We start from the raw sequence: 20,209 nt of genomic DNA, 5'->3' as shown, positions 1-20,209 counted from the left end.
GGGGTTAGGAGGACATTTTGAAAAAAACGAATATTTTTCAACTCATACATGCAAACGAATTAGTGAATAATGCGAATATCATTCAATTTTCGCAACGTATCCAAAACTATATAGGAATTTCCCCTATTTTAGTGCTCAGTGAGCTTAAGCAAAGAGGTGCTCAAAAGCAGACCGTATTAGCAGAGAACCTAGGTTATACACCAGGTGCAATGACCAATATTGCCTCAAAGTTGGTAAAAGAGGGCTATGCAGAACGCCAATATAATGCAGATGATCGTAGAAATGTATTATTGGCTATAACTAATTTAGGCTTACAAGCATTGGAGGAAGCCCAAAGGGTAGGGAGTCAGATACAAGTAGAACTATTCAGTGTGTTGAGTGAAGAAGAAATTGAACAATATCTGTCCATCCAACAAAAGCTATTGAACAAGACATTTTAAGAGAAAGCTTAGTTCTTATTATGAGAACTAAGCTTTTTCTTGTATCTATTGCATACCTGAGTCATATCATTAATTGAAGAGAGAATAGCTTAACCAGTAGAATCCTTAAATAAGGATTCTACTTTAACAACTGTTTCTGGTAAGTATGTTTTTGATCAGGCAGGTTATTTAGGAAGAAAAGTGAATAATAATGAAAAAGCTGAGAAAAAAATATAACTTACTCAGCTTTTTTGTTAATAGGGTATATCGGCAACTTGCTGAACGGTAATAACTAAATATGTTCTCCTTTTCAATCAATATACATCTTAATGAAAAGACATAAAAATACTATTTTAAATTAATAATAATAAAAAAATACTATTTTTAATATAAATTTTAAATATTTTAAATTTACTAAAAATTAATATAGACTAAATGATATGAATCATTTACAATATGAGTTGTAAAAAAGTCTAACAAATTTATAAAAGAATAAAATTATATCTACTAATATTTCAGACTATTTATAATTATCTGAAATATCAAAAAGAATAGACTGTAAGAGGGGGATATTACATGAAATCAAAAAACAAATTAAAACGTTATGCTTCGGTATTTTTGGCATCATCTTTAGTTGTTGGTGTACTTGCGGGCTGTGGTAGTAAAGATAACTCATCTTCAAGTAGCTCAGGAAGTAGTAGTAAAGAAATCAAAGTAGGTTTGAATCTAGAGTTATCTGGTGCAGTAGCTTCCTACGGATCAGGTATTTCTAAAGGTGCAAAACTTGCTATTAATGAAATCAACGAGGCTGGTGGTATTGATGGCAAAAAAATTGTTCCAGTCGAAATTGATAATAAGTCGGAAAATTCTGAAGCGACAGCTGCTGCAATTAAGTTAGCAACACAAGAAAAAGTTGTAGCACAAATTGGTTCTGCAACATCTGGCAATACAGTAGCTGCTGTACAAATTGCAAACAAGTATAAAATGCCTATTATTGGACCTTCTGCAACATCTGAAACAGTGACTGTAACCGAAAAGGGCCAATTAAATGATTATGCTTTCCGTACTTGCTTCATCGATCCATTCCAAGGACAAATCGCAGCAAATTTTGCTTTAAATAATTTAAAAGCAAAAAATGTGGCAATTTACGCAGATAGTGCAAGCGATTATGCAAAAGGGCTAGCAAAATCATTTAAGGAAACAGTTGAGCAAAACGGCGGTAAAGTTGTAGCAGAAGAATCTTATGTAGCAAAAGATACAGATTTCAAATCAACACTAACACGTTTAAAATCTAAAAAACCTGATTTCATCTATATTCCAGGTTATTACGAAGAAGTGGGCTTAATTATTAAACAAGCCCGCGCAGCAGGTATTGATGTACCTCTTATGGGTGGAGATGGTTGGGATTCTCCGAAAATGGTTGAGTTAGCTGGTAAAGATTCACTCAATAATACGTACTTTACAAACCACTACTCTGCAGAAGACCCAGATGAAAAAATTCAAAAATTTGTAAAATCATTTAAAGAAGAAAATGGTGATCAAGCACCAGATGCATTTAATGCCCTAGGTTATGACACAGTTTATTGGTTAAAAGATGCAATTGAACGTGCAGGTTCAACAAATGGAGAAAAAATTAAAGATGCATTAGAAAGTACAAAAGACTTGTCACTAGTTACAGGTAACTTCTCAGTAGATGACAAACACAACCCGGTGAAAACAGCAACAGTTCTTGAATTTAAAGACGGTAAACAAGTGTTCAACTCTAAAGTTAATCCTTAATGTACTTTAGTTAGAAAAGGGGGGCACTGACCTCCCTTTTGTCATTACTTTATAAAGCTTTTGAGAAGGAGTGAGATTTATATGGAGTGGTTGCAACAATTAGTTAATGGTATTTCACTCGGTAGTATTTATGCGTTAATTGCACTTGGATACACGATGGTATACGGCATTATTAAACTGATCAACTTTGCACATGGAGATGTGTTCATGATCGGTGCTTTTATAGGATTCTTTGCTATTTCAAGATGGGGTTTTGGATTCTTCCCAGCACTACTTTTAGCAATGGTTGTATGTGCAATTTTAGGGGTATTCATTGAACGTATTGCTTATAAACGTTTACGTAATGCAACACGTATTGCAGCTTTAATTACTGCCATCGGGGTATCATTATTAATCGAATATACTACTATTTTCTTCCGTGGTGCTCAACCAGAGGCATATCCAGATGTTATTTCAAATAAAACCTTTTATTTTTTAGGTGCACAAATTAGCATGCAATCTATTATGATCTTGTCTGTATCGATTGCTCTAATGATTATTCTACAATTCGTAGTACATAAAACGAAAATTGGTAAAGCAATGCGTGCAGTTTCGTATGATGTAGAGGCAGCTCGCTTAATGGGTATTAACGTTGATAATACCATTTCTGTAACATTTGCAATTGGTTCTGCTTTAGCGGGTGCTGCGGGTGTTATTTTTGGTGTTTACTATACTAAAATTGATCCTTTAATGGGTATTATCCCTGGGGTTAAGGCATTCGTAGCTGCAGTTCTTGGTGGTATAGGCAGTATTCCTGGTGCGATGACGGGTGGTATGGTACTTGGTGTAGTTGAAACCGTTGTAAGTGCATTAGGCTTCTCGTTGTGGCGCGATGCTGCAGCGTTCGTTATTTTAATCTTGATTTTAATCTTTAGACCGTCGGGTATCTTTGGTAAAAACACCCGTGAGAAAGTGTAGGTGAGTGGTACTTATGAAAAAGTCTAAAGTATTTTGGATTTATGTTGCCATAGCTCTTGTTCTCTATGCTGTTGTGCAGTTCTTGATTTCAAGTGGACAGCTGGATATGTATTATTCAAATCTATTTATCACAATTGCGATCAATATTATATTGGCGGTTAGTTTACATTTAGTTATCGGCATTACAGGTCAGTTCTCTATTGGTCATGCTGGTTTTTTAGCAGTAGGTGCTTATGTTTCAGCTATTTTTACAACCAATTTAGGATGGCCATTCCCAGTAGGCTTATTAATCGGTGCAATTGTAGCAGCAATTGCAGGTTTAATTGTAGGTATTCCTACACTGCGTTTAAAAGGAGATTATTTAGCAATTGCTACTCTTGGATTTGCGGAAATCATCCGTATTATCTTCTTAAATATTGACTATGTGGGTGGAGCAGCAGGTATGCAGGTAGATTACCTGACAACTTGGACTTACGCATTCTTTTGTGTATTAATCACCGTTATTGTGATTTCAAATTTCACAAATTCTCGCCACGGTCGTGCATGTATCGCTGTTCGGGAAGATGAAATTGCTGCGGATGCGATGGGAATTAACACTACCTATTATAAAGTATTAGCTTTTGCAATTGGCTCGTTCTTTGCTGGGCTTGCTGGAGGATTATTCTCTCATAATTTCTTTATAATTCAGCCTTCACAATTTGGCTTCTTAAAGTCATTTGATATTTTAATCTATGTTGTGTTAGGTGGTTTAGGAAGTTTATCTGGATCTATTATTGCAGCAATATTGCTTACGGTTATCTCATTGTATTTACAAGAATTCCCTGAAACTCGTATGATTATCTATAGTTTAGTACTAATTGTTGTTATGCTTTATCGTCCATCTGGTTTGATGGGGACAAAAGAAATTACGGATATCTTCAAATTCGGTAAAAAGTCAAAAGGAGGAAATGTACATGAGTGACCTTCTTTTAAAAGTTGAAAATGTAGGGATTCAGTTTGGTGGTTTGAAAGCTGTATCCGGCTTGAATATGGAAATGTATCAAGGTGAACTGATTGGTTTAATCGGCCCGAATGGTGCTGGGAAAACGACAAGTTTCAATATGTTAACGGGTGTTTATAAACCAACAGAGGGTATTATTACTTTCGATGGTAAAAAGACAAACAATATGTCCCCACACCAGGTGACGAAAAGTGGTGTCAGCCGTACATTCCAAAATATTCGATTGTTTAAAGAACTATCTGTTTTGGATAATGTAAAGGTAGCAAACCACTCACTTGCACATCATTCTGTTTTCAGTTCTATTTTACGTTTGCCAAATCACTTCTTAGGGGAAGCTAAAATGGAACAAGAATCAATCGAGTTTTTGAAGATCTTTGGTCTAGATAAGTATATGTACGAATTAGCAAAGAACCTTCCATATGGGATGCAGCGCCGTCTTGAAATAGCTCGTGCCTTAGCAGCTAAGCCGAAGCTATTATTGCTAGATGAACCTGCGGCGGGTATGAACCCTCAAGAAACACAAGAACTAATGGAACTAATTGCACTTATTCGTGAAAAATTCGATTTGACGATTCTATTAATAGAACACGATATGGGGTTAGTAATGGGGATTTGTGAACGTATTTATGTTCTTGACCATGGTCAACTAATTGCTCATGGTAATCCAGAGGAAATTCGTAATAATCCGAAGGTAATTGAAGCTTATTTAGGTGAGGAGGTAACGGATTAAGATGCTGAAAGTAAATGACATCAATGTATTTTACGGTAATATTCAAGCATTAAAGGGTGTCTCCTTAGAGGTAAATGCAGGTGAGATTGTAACATTAATTGGAGCGAACGGAGCAGGTAAGAGTACACTGTTAAAAACGTTATCTGGATTATTAAAACCAAAACAAGGATCAATTGAATATCTTGGTAGTTCAATTGCAGGAAAGCCGGCACAGTCTATAGTTAAAGTAGGTATTTCGCATGTTCCAGAAGGGCGCCGTGTATTTGCTAATATGACGGTGGAAGAAAATCTGGAATTAGGTGCGTATTTACGGAACGATCGAGCGGAGATTGCAAAGGATAAAGAGCGTATTTTTAAGATATTTCCTATTTTATTAGAACGTCGTAAACAACTATCAGGTACGTTATCTGGTGGTGAACAACAAATGCTAGCGATGGGGCGTGCAATTATGGCAAAGCCTAAACTGTTATTGTTAGATGAACCATCAATGGGGTTAGCACCAATCATGGTAAAGACGATTTTTAATACAATAGAAGAAATTCGAAAAGAAGGAACAACTATTCTATTGGTTGAGCAAAATGCCCATATGGCACTTTCAATAGCTGATCGTGCATATGTAATTGAAACAGGTCGTGTTGTGCTATCCGGTACAGCCAATGAATTACAAGAAACTGAAAAAGTTAGGGCCGCCTATTTAGGGGGACTCTAGAAAGATGAGGTCGTACAATTTTCTAAATTGTACGGCTTTTTTGCATACAATCGAATTTCTGAATATTATCTAATTGAATAATAGGATATAAAATATTTTGTAAACATAGTAACAATTCCCAATGTTTTATGGAAGCATATAAATAAATTGGTATAATGAAGAATGTGGATTTAGTAAAATGGATCCAAAGAAAGATGTCATAAAGTTGGGATAAAGGGGAATTCTAGCTTTAATATGTATTTTTAAATAATTAATTGGAGGAGTTATTTGTTGTGAGTAGAAAAATAATTGTATCAATTCTAACTGTATGCTTGCTTCTATTAGCCACTAGCTTTCAAAATCTTGAAATTCAGAATGTGGAAGCTGAAGAATTATCTAATCAAATGTCGGGAAAAACAGTAGGAAATGATTTTGATTCACAGAAAGTTCCATATTTATTAATTACGGAGATAGTGCCAGATTCAGTTAATATTGGTTCAGCTGATGGCTACGAATTCATCGAGATTTATAACAACTCAATCAAAGCAATTAATTTAAAAGATTATAAAATTCACTATCGTTATCCAAAGAAAGCATCAAAAGAAGATATAGTAATGCCAGCTGTAAAGGAGGATATCGAATTAGCTTCTGGAGATACTTTTGTGTACTGGATAACTAATTCACACAATCAAGATAAAACCGTAGAAGATTTCAATCAACATTATGGAGTTCAATTAGTAGAAAACGAAGACATTGTGAAGGTTAATTCAAGCGGTTTAGCAAATGATAGTGAACGCGGAATAGCAATTGCGACAAATGTAGGAGAAGATGTTGCTGTAGCGTTTTATAATGATGATTTACAAAACTTAGATACTGCAGAGGACAAAGGAATACTCTATACATATCCTAGAACACCGAATGATAATATGATGAAAAAGTATAGAAGTAAAACAGATTTCGCTACACCAGGATCGCTATTGCCGTTACAAGTACCAGATCAAAAGGTACAACTTTCTGAAGATGATTACAAGCCGAATATCCAAGATTTAACAAATACAGAAGAGTTTAATGTGGAGCAAGATGATCTGACACTTTCATTTAATGTTTTTGATGATCAATTGATTAAAACAACTCGACTTTACTATAAAACTGATAAAGACTCAACCTATCATACTGTCGACCTAAGTAAAAAAAGTGGGAGTAGTATTTATAAATATATATTCCCCTCTGTCGATTTAATTGGAAAAAGCTATTTAGAATATTATGTATTGGCTTCAGATGGTACAAATACTGTTGAATCACCCAAACAGAAAGTTAACGTCATGCAAGATAAAATTCCAGAGGGAATTTCGCTAAATGTAGATGATAATACTGTGTTATCTCAAAATGCGTTAATAAAAGCTTTTCATTCAAAAGATAATTCACAAACAACCTTAACATTGGATAACAAAGATGTTACAGGTAAAACAAGTTATACATTGGACAATAAAGCTTATTACGTAGTCGATGTAAATAAAGTGGATAGATATTTTGAAAACGGCATAACGATCGGCAATGAGCCATTATTTATTTTTCATAATAAGATTACAGAATATACAACATTAAAAGTACCCGTTGATCCTAGGTATTTTACGAAAGGTGAAAAGACAACAATTGCTATTCGAGCTGGTACAAAGAAAACACCTTTTGATGAAGGTTCTGTAGAAAATCGTGATGATTTTGTTGTGAAAAACATACGACTTATTTTAAGCGATGGTACAGTTATTCAAGATCCAGCTTATACAGATTCTACAAAGGAAATTAAAATGGGAGATAGCAAAGGGGCAAATCCTGTAATAAAATCTAGTTTTATCATTCCGGAAGAAAAGTTTACAGCAAAAGCTTATAAGTGGGATACAAAAAGTGCGAAGGATGGTAAGCATATAGTTGTCGCGAAGAATAATAAGGAAACAGTTAAAGCAAATATACTTGTGGATAATACAGCACCACTGATTAATCCATCTATTAAAGCAGGACAACTTTATAAAGGGAAATTTACGATTAATGCCGAAATCAAGGATAACTATTCTGGTGTACAGAATGTTACCACAACATTAGATGGTGAACAGATTACGTTACCTATGAATACATCTTCAGCAACACTAGCACCCGGCGAACATACACTTATTATTAAAGCAATAGATCATGCTGGAAATGAATCTAAAAAGACAACAAAATTTAAAGTAGTGGAAGAACAACCGTATGTACCAAAACTAGTTACCCCAATAGATTATGCAAAAGAAGTCTCCTTGGCGCCAAAGATAAAAGTAGCTGTTTCTGATCCAACAGGTGATGAATTGGATATTTCCTTTAATCGAGCTTATCAATATCAAGCGGATCAGGTAAAACATATGCAAATATTTGAAAACAGTACAGACAATGAGCCCCCAAAATCTATTATTTCTGAAGGGGAAAAAGTCATTACAAATGTAGACAAGCTTACAAAAGTAGATAATCAATATATAACTACTACAGGTACAGATCGATATCCATATCAACGATTTGAAGTAACTTTAGATAATGAAGTAGACAACGATGACGAAATTGAAGTGAATTGGGAAGGTAAGTCGGTAATTGGTCGTAGAGTATCCATGTATATTTGGAACTTTGACAAAAATAAATGGGAAGTACAGGAATGGAAGATTGCTGATAATAGTAAGAATTTCAAGCTGAATGCAAAAGTAAAAGGTGCGAATTATATCAGAAATCATAAAGTTCAAGTACTAATACAAGATGAAATTGCATCCACAAATCAATTTAATTATTCATTTGTCTGGATGTCGGACACTCAATATTATTCAAAGAGTTACCCACTAATTTATCAACAAATGACGCAATGGATTGCTTCACAAAAGGATTCAATGAACATTAAATACGTCTTCCATACGGGTGATATCGTAGATAATTCAACAAAAAGTGGGCAATGGGTGAATGCAGATTTAGCTATGAAAACACTTGATACGGCTAATGTCCCATATGGTGTTTTAGCTGGAAATCACGATGTCAATCATATTGAATATGACTATAAGAAATTTGATAAATATTTTGGAGAAAAACGTTTTGCGGATAGAGATTATTATGGTGGTTCTTACCAAAATAATCGTGGACACTATGATTTGATTAGTGAAAAAGGTAACGACTTTATCATGCTATATTTGGGTTGGGGCATTGATGATGACAGCTTAGCATGGGTTAATCAAATTCTAAAAAAATACCCAGATCGAAAAGCTATTTTAAATTTCCATGAATACTTACTGGCGTCTGGGGAAAGAAGTTCAGTTGGTGATATTATCTTCAATAAAGTTGTAAAGCCGAACAATAACGTAATTGCTGTACTGTCAGGCCATTATTTTGGAAGTGCAACATTAGTCGATAATATGGACGATAACAATGACGGTATAACAGATCGAAAAGTATACCAAATGCTTTCGGATTACTCGGGCGCTCCGGATGGCGGACAAGGATTTATGCGTATTTTACAAGTGAATCCTATTGAAAATAAGATTTATGTAAAAACCTATTCACCATATTTAAATCAATATAATTACTACAATTCAACAGATTACCCAGGAAAAGATGAATTTGTCATTGAAACGGATTTAACGCCTAAAGAAAAGGTAGTAGCAACTGACAAATTACTTGTTAATGTTTACACCAACGATGAAATTGGAAAAGTTACAGGAGTACAAAATAATAAGGCAGCAGGTGTTGTATGGGGTAATTTAGAAAATGATAAAACTTATCATTGGTATGCTGAAGTAACTGATGCTTATCAAGGAAAAGTACACTCACCAATTTGGTCCCTACAAACTGTCAAAAAGGGCGATGGCTTCAAAGACTATAATGTAACTGTTAAAGAGCCAAATGGCCATGTTTATGAACAAAAAACGATTCAAGATAATGAAATAATGCCTGAACCAAAGAAATCAGGGTATACGTTTACAGGTTGGTATGCAGATTCAAATTTAAAAAAGGAATTTGATTTTGATACTATGTTAAAAAAAGAGACAACAGTCTATGCAAGTTTTACCAAAAATCCATCACCTGTGAAAGGATTGGCAGCATCTTCTTCTGCGTATGATAGCATCATATTGAAATGGCAACAAGTAGCTGATGCAGATGGGTATATTTTATATCGTTCGGAAAGTCGAAATGGAAAGTACACTCAAATAGCAACAAATCAAAAGAAAAGCAACGTACAATTTATAGACCAAAAATTAACAACTGGAAAACAATACTTCTATAAAGTGAAGGCTTATAAGAAAAAAGATAGCATAATAATCTATAGTACGGACTCAAGTTCAATAAGTGCTAAGCCAAAATTATCGAAACCTGCAAAATTTGCAATTGATAATTTTAGTGGGAAATCAATCAAATTATCTTGGGAAATGACAAATGGTGCAACAGGGTATGAAATTTATCGTGGCGATCATAAGTCAATGCACAATTCGAATATAGTTACAATCAAGTCAGGAAAAACAAATTATTACATTGAGAAACGTGTAAAAGCCGGAAAGAGCTATGATTATAAAGTACGTGCTTACCGTACTGTAAATGGTAAAAAAGTGTACAGTGATTTTTCCATTATAAAAACATTTAAGTTTAAATAACACAAAAGAGCTAGATATATATATCTAGCTCTTTTGTGTTAAAGCTTTTTTTAATTAGTCGTCTTTAGCATATATAAATAAAGGAAGTCATTTAGTGTAAGTAGAAGTAAGATAGCTAACAATAATTATTCTGAAGAGGGCGTGTCAATTATGATTGATATACATAGCCATATCATTTTCGATGTTGATGATGGGCCAAAAAGCTTAGAAGATTCAATAAAACTGCTTATTAATGCAACAACTGAAGGAATTACAGAAATCATTTTCACTTCACATGCCTTTCATCCACATTACCATGCTGACGTAGGAACTGTTAAGGAAAGGATAGGTGTATTACAACATGGATTAGAAGTACACAACATCGCCTTAAAGCTACATGAAGGACATGAAGTACGAATAAATGAACATATTTGTAGACAAATAGATGATGGAAGCGCACTAACTTTGGCTAATTCTAAATATTTACTTCTAGAGCTACCATCTCACGGGGTTCCTAAATATACGTTTGAAATGGTTAATCGAATAATGGCAAAGAATATTGTACCAATCATTGCTCATCCCGAGCGAAATAAGGGAATTGCAGAAAAACCTGAACTACTTGAGCAACTTATTCGACAGGGAGCCCTCTCCCAAATAACTGGGGGTAGTATTATGGGGCATTTTGGTAGATTTGTTCAGCACACAGCTTTAAAATTAATTGATGCAAATTTAGTACATACCTATGGATCGGATGTACACAATTTGAAATCACGGCCATTTTTATTTGACCAGGGGTTAAATTATTTAGAAAAACACAAACGCTCTGAATACGTAGATATCTTTTTAGGAAATAATGAACGAATTATTGCAAATAGAGAAATACTCGCGTTTGAACCAATGATTGCAGAAAAGAAAAAATGGTGGAATATTTTTGTAGGTAAAAACATTAATAGGTAATATAAATGAATAAATCTGAACAAGTAAGGTCACTTTAAAGGGGTTGGGTAGTATGAATATTTCCTTTATAGTGGCCTTTGATATTAGAAAATAAATTAAAGAAAGCACATATTAGATGGAATAAATAGAAATATTACTATCATCCTTCCACAATCTCTTTTCAGGCATTTTTCTTTGATTGTTTAGTGAAGGAATATGAATGAAAAAGTATGAATAACTTGAGAGAGTAATCACTATACTACTAAGAGAAGAGAGTAGTAGGTAGCTGATAAGGGAGGGAAATAATTGGAAGCAACTATTAAATTAAGTGATTTATTTAAAATCATAAAAGGACACGCATTTCTAATCATTGCGATAACTGTAGTTTCGATTAGTATAGCCGCAATTATTAGCTATTTTGTGTTAACACCAATTTATACAGCGGATACACAAATACTAGTCAATCAAAAAAATGAAAAGAGAAATCAGTATGTAGCGTCGTCTCAGATTGATGCTGATTTGCAGTTGATTAATACGTATAATGTCGTTATTAAAAGCCCATTAATTTTATCAAAGGTTATTGAAAAGCTAGATTTAGATATTACTCCTGAAAAGTTAACTGAGCAAATAACAATTTTAAACACAAGTAATTCACAGGTTTTTACAGTCCATGTAGAAGATACGAAAGCGTCACGAGCTGTAGAAATTTCAAACACTATTGCTGACATATTTAAAGATGAAATTCCAGCATTAATGAAAGTCGATAATATTAACATTTTATCCTATGCAAAATTAAGTGAAAATCCAAATGCTGCAAAACCTAACAAACTGCTTAATATGGGAATCGCAGCTATTATTGGTTTGATGTTGGGGATTGGTATAGCGATTTTAATAGAAACCCTTGATACAAGAATTAAAACTGAACAGGATATAGTGGAAATCTTAGATTTACCGATTATTGGATTAGTTAGCCCGATTATAGATAAGAAAACTATCAATTTTGCAAAAGAAACAAACAAGTTATCGATTCAATCACGTAGAGTAAGGAGGATATAGCAGTGTTCCATTCTAAGAAATCCAAAAAGAAGAAACCTTTGAAATTAGAGAGGAATCTCGTTACCATATCAGACTCTAAATCCATCATATCCGAACAATTTCGGACAATACGTACAAATATTACATTTTCCGTAACGGATGAAGAGTTAAAAACCTTATTAGTAACATCATCCATCCCTGGTGAAGGAAAGTCAACAAATGCTGCGAATATTGGCGTCGTTTTTGCGCAAGAAGGCAAAAAGGTTTTAATAGTAGATGCAGATATGCGTAGACCAACATTACACCATACTTTTCGTTTATCAAATACAGATGGTTTATCCAATGTACTGATAAGAAAGCAAACAGTTCAGAAGGCAATACAAGAAACTGCAATAGTGGGATTATATATAATGACTAGTGGACCTCTTCCACCTAATCCATCAGAGTTACTTGCTTCAAAAACAATGGAAGCTTTCATAAAAGTAGTAGAGCAGGAATATGACCTTATTATCTTTGACTCACCACCTTTATTACCAGTGACAGATGCACAAATTTTATCCCACAAATGTAATGGAACGCTGTTAATAGTGGATATGAATATTGCAAAGAAAGCAGATGTTATAAAAGCAAAGGTGTCTCTTACTAATTCACAAGCTAAAATCATGGGTGTGGTATTAAATAACTCTGCACTACCTCGTGATCATTATCACTACCAATATCAATGAGAGAAAAAGAGAATAGACTTTAAAAAAACTGTCAAACAAGTCATGGAAATGACCGTATGACAGTTATTTCTTTGTGGTCTGGATTACTTTATTCTGGGGATCATGTATAAAAATCGATATATTTTATCAGTTAACAGAATTTATCACGACTTAATTATTCTCTTAAAAAAGAATGATTAAGTCGTAAAGAAGAGAGAATATGACAAATCTATAAAACTTTCGAAAATAAGCTCAAAATATTTGAATATTTAATAGATATAGAACATTATAATAGGTGAAGGCGCCCTCGAATATTCATTCCAAGTTTAATATAGATAAATGTAAGCGAGTTCGAGTGAGTGAGTTTTCAATAAAATTTAAGGGAGAGATTCTACTATGATTTATGCAAATCCTAATACTGAAGGTGCAGTCGTAAACTTCAAAGAAAAATACGATAATTTTATCGGTGGCGAATGGGTAGCACCAGTAAAAGGGCAATATTTTGAAAACAAATCACCAGTGAATGGTGAAGTTTTCACAAAAGCAGCTCGTTCAACTGCTGAAGATATTGAATTAGCTTTAGATGCAGCACATGCAGCAAAAGATGCTTGGGGCAAAACTTCTGCAGCAGAACGTGCCAAAATCTTAAATAAAATTGCAGATCGTATAGAAGAAAATCTAGAAAAGATTGCTGTTGCTGAAACTTGGGATAATGGTAAAGCTGTACGTGAAACATTAAATGCCGATATTCCTTTAGCAATTGATCACTTCCGTTATTTCGCTGGTGCGATTCGTGCTCAAGAAGGTCGTACCTCTCAAATAGACAATGACACAGTTGCCTATCACTTCCAAGAGCCACTAGGTGTTGTTGGTCAAATTATTCCTTGGAACTTCCCGATCCTAATGGCAGTTTGGAAAATTGCACCTGCATTAGCTGCTGGTAACTGCGTTGTTTTGAAACCAGCAGAACAAACGCCTGCTTCATTAATGGTTGTTATTGAGTTAATCCAAGACTTATTACCACCTGGTGTTGTGAATGTTGTAAATGGTTTTGGTGTTGAAGTAGGGAAACCACTTGCTACGAATCCACGTATTTCTAAAATTGCGTTCACTGGTTCAACTGCAGTAGGTCGCCAAATTATGCAATACGCAACTGAAAACATCATTCCTGTAACGCTTGAACTAGGCGGTAAATCCCCAAATATATTCTTTGAAGATGTTATGGACCAAGATGATGAATTTTTGGATAAAGCAATTGAAGGATTAGTAATGTTTGCTTTAAATTCTGGTGAAGTTTGTACATGTCCTTCACGTGCATTGGTCCAAGAATCTATTTATGAAAAATTCATAGAACGTGCATTACAACGTGTTGAATCTATTAATATCGGTAACCCACTTGATACTGAAGTAATGATGGGTGCTCAAGCATCAAATGAACAACAACAAAAGATTCTGTCTTATCTAAAATTAGGTAAAGAAGAAGGCGCTGAATGTTTAATCGGTGGTGAAGCAAACGAAATTGAAGGTCTTGAAGATGGTTACTACATCAAACCTACTGTGTTCAAAGGTCATAACAAAATGCGTATCTTCCAAGAAGAGATATTTGGACCGGTTATTGGCGTAACAACTTTCAAAGACTTCGATGAAGCAATTGAAATCGCAAATGATACTTTATACGGCTTAGGTGCTGGTGTATGGTCTCGTTCAGGTGATCTTGCATATCGTGCAGGCCGTGCAATCCAAGCTGGTCGTATTTGGACTAACACGTATCACCAATATCCAGCAGGCGCTGCATTCGGTGGTTTCAAACAATCAGGTATTGGCCGTGAAAATCACGCAATGATGCTTGATCACTATCAACAAACTAAATGTTTACTAGTGAACTACAACCGTAAACCACAAGGCTTCTTCTAGGCCTCATGGTAGAACGTGTAGTTGCAACAGAGGAAGCACTCGATTTAATCGATCATATTAAAAGCATTCATGGGCCTATCATGTTTTATCAATCTGGTGGATGTTGTGATGGCTCCGCACCTATGTGCTATAGTGAAGGCGACTTTAAACTTGGATCTGCAGATGTATATATCGGATCAATAGGTGATGTCCCATTTTATATGCATAAAAGCCAATATGATTATTGGAAGCATACGCAACTAATAATTGATGCGCTTGATGGAAGAGGAGCAACTTTCTCGTTGGATAGTGTAGAGGAAAAACACTTCATTACTAATTCGCGAGTATTTACAGATGAAGAGTATGAAGAAGTTAAAAAGCTTATATAGCCATGAAATCTCCAGTCGTTAATGACTGGAGATTTTTTTACGTTTCTCCACTAAAGGAAAAGTGAAATTTCTGGCTGATAGAAGAGTGTTTTTATTGTTCATGCTGAACAGAGTGAGTGTTCAACCACTCTATGCCAAAGTCAACTAAAGGTCTCATAGGAATGATACATGTCCGTGCTTGTCCTAATTTACCATAGTGAATTGAACTACTAAATTGTGCTTCAAATTCTTTTCCAATAGCAGGAAAGCGCTCGGAATCTACATCTAACATATTGTATGTAACCCACTGTCTTTTGCCGTTTACTAGAATTGCTGCGCCCTGCTCGAAATAATATTTTTGATCGGCTAAATATTCTGCAAGATGTAAAGCTGTACAGGAATCGTAATTAACGCCTATTAAAACTATTTTTACTGCTGATTGATACATTTTACCAAGTGGTGATTCTACTCCAAAGGAATTCTCGAGAGGATGGCTACTCATCCAGTCTTTAGCATCTTTACCCCATGCCATAAAAGAATGAGCAGGATGGTCACTTCGAATTGTATCGGGATGTCTTAAAAAACACTCTGCGATTTTCCCCATACCGCGTAATGATGTTAAATGCGGATTATATGCCGGTGTTGCATCTCGAATTGGTTGATGCCATGCTTCAGGTACTGGTGGTAAAGACCAATAAGAAGGTTCTGAGTTTGCAGTAGACTGTGCAGGCATGACAATCGTTCCTTTTGGGGTAATAACTTGCATTAATGCTTCAACTACAGCTTGTTCTGCACCAGCGATCCAGCCCATTTGACTAAGTGAAGAGTGGACGATAATCGAATCGCCTTCTTGAAGACCAAGTGAATGAAGTTGCTTCATTAGTGTTGCTGTAGATTGAAGTTCATTTGTTTTTTGAATACTATCAAATTCTGTCATGAATATCACCTCGCTATACTATTTATTATAACAAAAGGAATAATACCCAAATAGTTCTAATTGATAGATTGAAGAAGTAAAAGAACAATGCGCTATAGTAGCCATAGGAGGAACATTGTCATAGCGTACTTTGACACCAACGGTCATGACGAATGTAAAATTGGATACGAAAATCGTATGTCAGGAAACATTTGCACCAATTGTGTCGAATGTTTCATATGAAACATTCGACGAAACTATTGCTTTATTGAACAATTCCGACTTAGGTTTAATTGCTGGTATATTTACAAATAATTTAGAGGATGCTATGAGAGCAGAGGATGACATGAGTTGGAGGCAGGGGCTGTTATTATTAACAATGTTCCAACTTTCAGAGCTGATAATATGCCTTTATGGTGGTGTTAAAAATAGTAGTCATGGTCGTGTGGGTATAAAATATGCTGTGAATGAAATAACGGAAATGAAATTTATTACAATTAGAACAGAGCTGTAATATAATTACCTTACAATAATGTATAACAACTTAATGTTTCTTTAAATAGTTAATAATTATTGCATTGATACAGAATTAAAGTTAGCATGGATACAGATATAATTATAAGGAGTGTTGTTTATGCTTGAACCTATCCCAATGAGCCAATCTAGAACAATTCAAACGAGATTAGTATTACCACCAGATACAAATCATATGAATACAATTTTTGGCGGTAAAGTTTTGGCATATATTGATGAAATTGCTGCTATTACGTCGATGAAGCATGCAAAAATGCAAACTGTTACAGCTTCATTTGATTCCGTTGATTTTTATTCTCCTGTTCGCTCAGGGGAAGTTTTAGAACTTGAAGCAATCGTAAGTTCCACTGGCCACTCATCTATGGAACTTTATATCGTGGTACAATCACGAGATATTCATACGGGAGAAAAGAAATTAACAACTGAATCATTTGTAACGATGGTAGCTGTAGATGGAAATGGGAAACCTCAGGAAGTAGCACCTATTTTTCCTGAAACAGAAGAAGAAAAGAGATTATTTGAATCTGGTCCACAACGTCGACAACATCGTAAAGAAAAACGAGATATGCCGCATAAATTCTTTTCATTGAAATAATTACACTTCATAGCATTTCTCAACTAACTGGATTGCAGAGATGTATTCTAAGTGAAATCAAACGCCAACTCTTTATACAAGGAGTTGGCGTTTTTAATGATTGCAGAGTGAAACTATTTCCAGATTAAACTCGTAGATAAATTAGAGATTTTTTCTGGGGGATGAGTAATGATGATTGAGGAATTTAATAAGGAAATATCTTATTTGAAAATTCAAAAGCACAAAAGAGATCGAGTACTAAGAAGACATAGAGCAATCGAAGAACAAATAATTGATGAAGAGCTTAGAAAGGATCGTTTTGAACAACAACTTCGTAAAGAAACAAAGGATGTTGAAGATTTAGATCGTTTTTCTTTTTTGAAGATGTTTCGCAAGTTAACAGGGAAGCAAGGTGAAATCCGCCAAAAAGAAATAGCTGAAATGGCTGCTGCAGAGGCAAAGTGGCGAGAGTCTGAAAAAATGATTACTACATTAGAACAGGACTTAGAGGAAACAAGGGTAGAGGCAGCAAATTCAGAATGGGAAAATTTAGATGAACGTTTAGATCTTATAATTGCTCAAAAAAAGTTGTGGATTTTTGATAATAATTTACCTGAGAGTGAGCAAATAAAGTCTTTATATCAAAGTAAAGATGAGATACATATATTGAAAAGGGAAATTGCCGAGGCATTAACAGCAGGTGATGAAGCAAAAAGAACCTTGAAGTTTACGCTAAAAAGATTAGATAGTGCTGAAAATTATTCATCGTGGGATACGATATTTGGTGGAGGATTTATCGCAACAGCGATGAAGCATAGTGAATTAGATGAAGCTGAAGATGCTATTCATAAAGCCCAAAGAGCTTTACAACGATTCCATACAGAGCTAGTGGATGTGCGTGATATCGATCTAGAACCGCTAATAGTTGAAAGAGAAGGCTTTACTAAGTTTGCGGATTATTTTTTTGATGATGTTTTTTCTGCATGGACAATCCACTCTAGAATTCAATCTTCACAAGAGCATATTGAGGAAGTGCTTAATAAGGTTGAAGAAATATGTAATTTATTGGACAAGAAACAAGGCGAAGTCGAAAACAAGGAAGAGGGAATAGCTAAACAATTATCGGAAATATTAGGGTAAAAAGAAGTGGCTATTTGGGACGGTATACAACGTCTTTAATAGCCACTCTGTATTGTTATATTACTCTAAATCACAAGCAATATCCGTTAATTGATCAGCAGATGCGGAGACTTGAGTTGCTCCTTCGCTTAGATCATTTAATAATTGAGAAATTGTTGTGATATCTTCCATGGTATCTCCATTGATTTCTTTAATGCCAGCGACTGCTTCTGCAATTTTATGGAACGATTGCGATAGCTCGTTTTGCATGCTGACGCCTTTTGTAATTTGTGTATCAACACCCTTAACGGAGCTAGACATATTTTCGATATTGTTTTCTGTATCTTGAATAAGTTGCGATACATTTTGAACAGCACTTTTTGTCTCTTCTGCAAGCTTACGCACTTCTTCAGCAACAACGGCAAAGCCTTTACCGTGTTCACCAGCACGAGCCGCTTCGATGGAAGCATTTAATGCCAACAAATTAGTTTGATCAGCAATATCTGTTACAAGATGAACGATTTCGTTTATCTTATGTGAAGATACACGTAATTGGCTCATCGTTTCATCAAGTAATGTAACGCTTTTTGACATTTGATTCATCAAATCAGTTTGTGTATCAAGAAGTTGTTTTCCGCCTTCCGACTTTTCTTGTGTAGCAGTGACAAATGTAAGGCCTTGTTGTGTTGATTGAGCGATTTCATCAGCCTGGTTTGCTAAAGATTGAATAGATGCTGTTGTTTCTTGGCTAATTGCACTTAACTCCTCTGCTGTACTTTGAACAGATAAAACGACTTTATGTTTTAATTGATCGTTTTGCGTACGTTGGTCTTCTTGTTTGTTCTCATAGGCTTCAATTACAACTTGTTGTTCTAAGTTAATTAGTTTAGAAAAGGCATTAGTCGCTATAGTAGTCTCTTTTCCTGATAAGTCAAGTTGTTGTATAAAGTTAGCGAATGTCGTTGTTAATGATTGAAATGAATTAATATACCATTTAGATTGAAGTCCAATGTGCACATGAACGTGAGCGATTCTTATTCTTTGTTGAACATATTCATCGTTGATTTGACAATTAAACATTTCGCTTATATGACGTGTTAATGTTACTTTTAATCGTTCAATTGCGGAAAACTCATTGATAATTTGAATTAAGTCTGGCGATTGACTAATTGTTTCATAAAATTTATCAACCATTTCTATTGTTAAATCCTTTGAAATTGGTTGCAATTGTTTAATAATTGCTAAGTCTTCTTTTGTTAATTGCATTAATTGGATTTGTTTTCGTAATTCGGGGTGCTTTGAAAGATCTAATGTTACTTGACCGATATATTGGTCAATTTTAAAATAATTCTCACTTTTTTTTGCATTATGCTTACTAGACCAAAGTGCCACGTTAATTTCTCCATTCTATCATTAGAAAATTAATCTTTAATATTTCTATTCTATCATTTTTTATGAGAGATTAAAGAATAATGTGTAAATTTGACCTAAGTAATTTGAAGCTTTTGGAGTTCATCTATCAGGTAAAATTGGAAATTTAACTATGATTAAAGATCTAGACGAAATGATTTCTATTAATGAAAACATTGTTACAAACTATTATATATTTTCAGTTAAAACAAGAAATTTATGCTGTTTTCAAGTTACGGTAAATATGTTAGCGTGCTACAATAAAGAAAACATTAGGAAAAAGGAATGTACTCGAAATGGATAAACAGCGAGGTATGAAATTTGCATTACCATTAGCGGCCGTTGTTGCGGTGTCTTCAATGATGTTGCTAAATTCAAATTACACGGCAGTACCAATGAATCATCGTATTATGATTACGGTGGGTGCAACAGTTGTAACATATATTTTATCGTTTATTATGTTTGGCTTAAAAGATAAAGAAGAGTAAACTCATTAAAACCAGATTTTACTATAAAAAA

General features: G+C 34.6%; 18 protein-coding genes. 16 read left to right on the top strand and 2 right to left on the bottom strand.

Annotated features, from left to right (window positions below; genetic code table 11):
• Positions 1–17: 17 nt before the first annotated feature.
• The 12 genes from ACIQ4I_RS18945 (at position 18) to ACIQ4I_RS18890 (ending at position 15,158) form a co-directional block, all read left to right on the top strand.
• A complete protein-coding gene (locus ACIQ4I_RS18945) occupies positions 18–440 on the top strand; it encodes a MarR family winged helix-turn-helix transcriptional regulator (protein ID WP_403098898.1) in 423 nt (140 codons plus the stop codon).
• Positions 441–995: 555 nt separating this feature from the next.
• Positions 996–2,198: an ABC transporter substrate-binding protein gene (locus ACIQ4I_RS18940; RefSeq protein WP_403098895.1), complete on the top strand. Its 1,203-nt coding sequence runs from the start codon at positions 996–998 to the stop codon at positions 2,196–2,198.
• Between the two features lie 81 nt (positions 2,199–2,279).
• A complete protein-coding gene (locus tag ACIQ4I_RS18935) occupies positions 2,280–3,155 on the top strand; it encodes a branched-chain amino acid ABC transporter permease (protein ID WP_403098893.1) in 876 nt (291 codons plus the stop codon).
• Between the two features lie 13 nt (positions 3,156–3,168).
• Positions 3,169–4,116, top strand: a complete 948-nt coding sequence (locus tag ACIQ4I_RS18930) for a branched-chain amino acid ABC transporter permease (protein ID WP_403098891.1) — start codon at positions 3,169–3,171, stop codon at positions 4,114–4,116.
• Positions 4,109–4,885 (top strand): ABC transporter ATP-binding protein, encoded by a 777-nt coding sequence (locus ACIQ4I_RS18925; protein ID WP_403098888.1) that lies wholly within the window; start codon positions 4,109–4,111, stop codon positions 4,883–4,885. Before ACIQ4I_RS18930 ends, ACIQ4I_RS18925 begins: the two co-directional genes overlap by 8 nt.
• Before the next feature lies 1 nt (position 4,886).
• Positions 4,887–5,594, top strand: coding sequence for an ABC transporter ATP-binding protein (locus ACIQ4I_RS18920; protein ID WP_403098885.1), 708 nt, complete (start codon positions 4,887–4,889; stop codon positions 5,592–5,594).
• A 272-nt stretch (positions 5,595–5,866) separates the two neighbouring features.
• Positions 5,867–10,222: an InlB B-repeat-containing protein gene (locus tag ACIQ4I_RS18915; protein ID WP_403098883.1), complete on the top strand. Its 4,356-nt coding sequence runs from the start codon at positions 5,867–5,869 to the stop codon at positions 10,220–10,222.
• Between the two features lie 150 nt (positions 10,223–10,372).
• Positions 10,373–11,158 carry a tyrosine-protein phosphatase gene (locus ACIQ4I_RS18910; RefSeq protein WP_403098881.1) on the top strand — a complete coding sequence of 262 codons (786 nt, stop codon included), beginning with the start codon at positions 10,373–10,375 and terminating at the stop codon, positions 11,156–11,158.
• Between the two features lie 285 nt (positions 11,159–11,443).
• The gene (locus ACIQ4I_RS18905; protein ID WP_403098879.1) at positions 11,444–12,193 is read left to right on the top strand and encodes a YveK family protein; all 750 of its coding nucleotides are present in this window, start codon (positions 11,444–11,446) and stop codon (positions 12,191–12,193) included.
• Between the two features lie 2 nt (positions 12,194–12,195).
• A complete protein-coding gene (locus ACIQ4I_RS18900) occupies positions 12,196–12,897 on the top strand; it encodes a CpsD/CapB family tyrosine-protein kinase (RefSeq protein WP_403098876.1) in 702 nt (233 codons plus the stop codon).
• 375 nt (positions 12,898–13,272) lie between these two features.
• A complete protein-coding gene (gene exaC, locus ACIQ4I_RS18895) occupies positions 13,273–14,790 on the top strand; it encodes an acetaldehyde dehydrogenase ExaC (RefSeq protein WP_403098874.1) in 1,518 nt (505 codons plus the stop codon).
• Positions 14,791–14,795: 5 nt separating this feature from the next.
• A complete protein-coding gene (locus tag ACIQ4I_RS18890) occupies positions 14,796–15,158 on the top strand; it encodes a DUF779 domain-containing protein (RefSeq protein WP_403098872.1) in 363 nt (120 codons plus the stop codon).
• Between the two features lie 91 nt (positions 15,159–15,249).
• Here ACIQ4I_RS18890 and ACIQ4I_RS18885 read toward each other — a convergent pair whose 3' ends face one another.
• Positions 15,250–16,074, bottom strand: coding sequence for an AAC(3) family N-acetyltransferase (locus ACIQ4I_RS18885; protein ID WP_403098870.1), 825 nt, complete (start codon positions 16,072–16,074; stop codon positions 15,250–15,252).
• 130 nt (positions 16,075–16,204) lie between these two features.
• Between ACIQ4I_RS18885 and ACIQ4I_RS18880 the strand changes: the two genes are divergently transcribed.
• The 3 genes from ACIQ4I_RS18880 (at position 16,205) to ACIQ4I_RS18870 (ending at position 18,301) form a co-directional block, all read left to right on the top strand.
• Positions 16,205–16,567, top strand: coding sequence for an aldehyde dehydrogenase family protein (locus tag ACIQ4I_RS18880; protein WP_403098867.1), 363 nt, complete (start codon positions 16,205–16,207; stop codon positions 16,565–16,567).
• A 120-nt stretch (positions 16,568–16,687) separates the two neighbouring features.
• Complete coding sequence (locus ACIQ4I_RS18875) at positions 16,688–17,182, top strand: acyl-CoA thioesterase (protein ID WP_403098865.1); 495 nt, start codon at positions 16,688–16,690, stop codon at positions 17,180–17,182.
• Between the two features lie 168 nt (positions 17,183–17,350).
• Positions 17,351–18,301 (top strand): hypothetical protein, encoded by a 951-nt coding sequence (locus ACIQ4I_RS18870; RefSeq protein ID WP_403098863.1) that lies wholly within the window; start codon positions 17,351–17,353, stop codon positions 18,299–18,301.
• Positions 18,302–18,361: 60 nt separating this feature from the next.
• Here ACIQ4I_RS18870 and ACIQ4I_RS18865 read toward each other — a convergent pair whose 3' ends face one another.
• Positions 18,362–19,672, bottom strand: coding sequence for a protoglobin domain-containing protein (locus tag ACIQ4I_RS18865; protein WP_403098861.1), 1,311 nt, complete (start codon positions 19,670–19,672; stop codon positions 18,362–18,364).
• Positions 19,673–19,986: 314 nt separating this feature from the next.
• Here ACIQ4I_RS18865 and ACIQ4I_RS18860 point away from each other — a divergent pair, with 314 nt between their 5' ends.
• Positions 19,987–20,178 carry a hypothetical protein gene (locus tag ACIQ4I_RS18860; protein ID WP_403098860.1) on the top strand — a complete coding sequence of 64 codons (192 nt, stop codon included), beginning with the start codon at positions 19,987–19,989 and terminating at the stop codon, positions 20,176–20,178.
• The last annotated feature ends 31 nt before the right edge of the window (positions 20,179–20,209 follow it).

It is taken from the genome of Rummeliibacillus sp. NPDC094406, assembly GCF_044763875.1.
Taxonomy (GTDB): Bacteria; Bacillota; Bacilli; order Bacillales_A; family Planococcaceae; genus Rummeliibacillus.
The sequence above is the reverse complement of the archived record's forward strand: the minus strand, read 5'-3'. Positions and strand labels throughout refer to the sequence as shown.

Bases quoted from the DNA above. Each gene is read 5' to 3' on its own strand.
- ACIQ4I_RS18885 (WP_403098870.1), bottom strand. From the start codon at position 16,074: ATGACAGAATTTGATAGTATTCAAAAAACAAATGAACTTCAATCTACA.
- exaC (WP_403098874.1), top strand. From the start codon at position 13,273: ATGATTTATGCAAATCCTAATACTGAAGGTGCAGTCGTAAACTTCAAA.
- ACIQ4I_RS18860 (WP_403098860.1), top strand. From the start codon at position 19,987: ATGGATAAACAGCGAGGTATGAAATTTGCATTACCATTAGCGGCCGTT.
- ACIQ4I_RS18925 (WP_403098888.1), top strand. From the start codon at position 4,109: ATGAGTGACCTTCTTTTAAAAGTTGAAAATGTAGGGATTCAGTTTGGT.
- ACIQ4I_RS18870 (WP_403098863.1), top strand. From the start codon at position 17,351: ATGATGATTGAGGAATTTAATAAGGAAATATCTTATTTGAAAATTCAA.
- ACIQ4I_RS18875 (WP_403098865.1), top strand. From the start codon at position 16,688: ATGCTTGAACCTATCCCAATGAGCCAATCTAGAACAATTCAAACGAGA.
- ACIQ4I_RS18910 (WP_403098881.1), top strand. From the start codon at position 10,373: ATGATTGATATACATAGCCATATCATTTTCGATGTTGATGATGGGCCA.
- ACIQ4I_RS18890 (WP_403098872.1), top strand. From the start codon at position 14,796: ATGGTAGAACGTGTAGTTGCAACAGAGGAAGCACTCGATTTAATCGAT.
- ACIQ4I_RS18935 (WP_403098893.1), top strand. From the start codon at position 2,280: ATGGAGTGGTTGCAACAATTAGTTAATGGTATTTCACTCGGTAGTATT.
- ACIQ4I_RS18920 (WP_403098885.1), top strand. From the start codon at position 4,887: ATGCTGAAAGTAAATGACATCAATGTATTTTACGGTAATATTCAAGCA.
- ACIQ4I_RS18940 (WP_403098895.1), top strand. From the start codon at position 996: ATGAAATCAAAAAACAAATTAAAACGTTATGCTTCGGTATTTTTGGCA.
- ACIQ4I_RS18930 (WP_403098891.1), top strand. From the start codon at position 3,169: ATGAAAAAGTCTAAAGTATTTTGGATTTATGTTGCCATAGCTCTTGTT.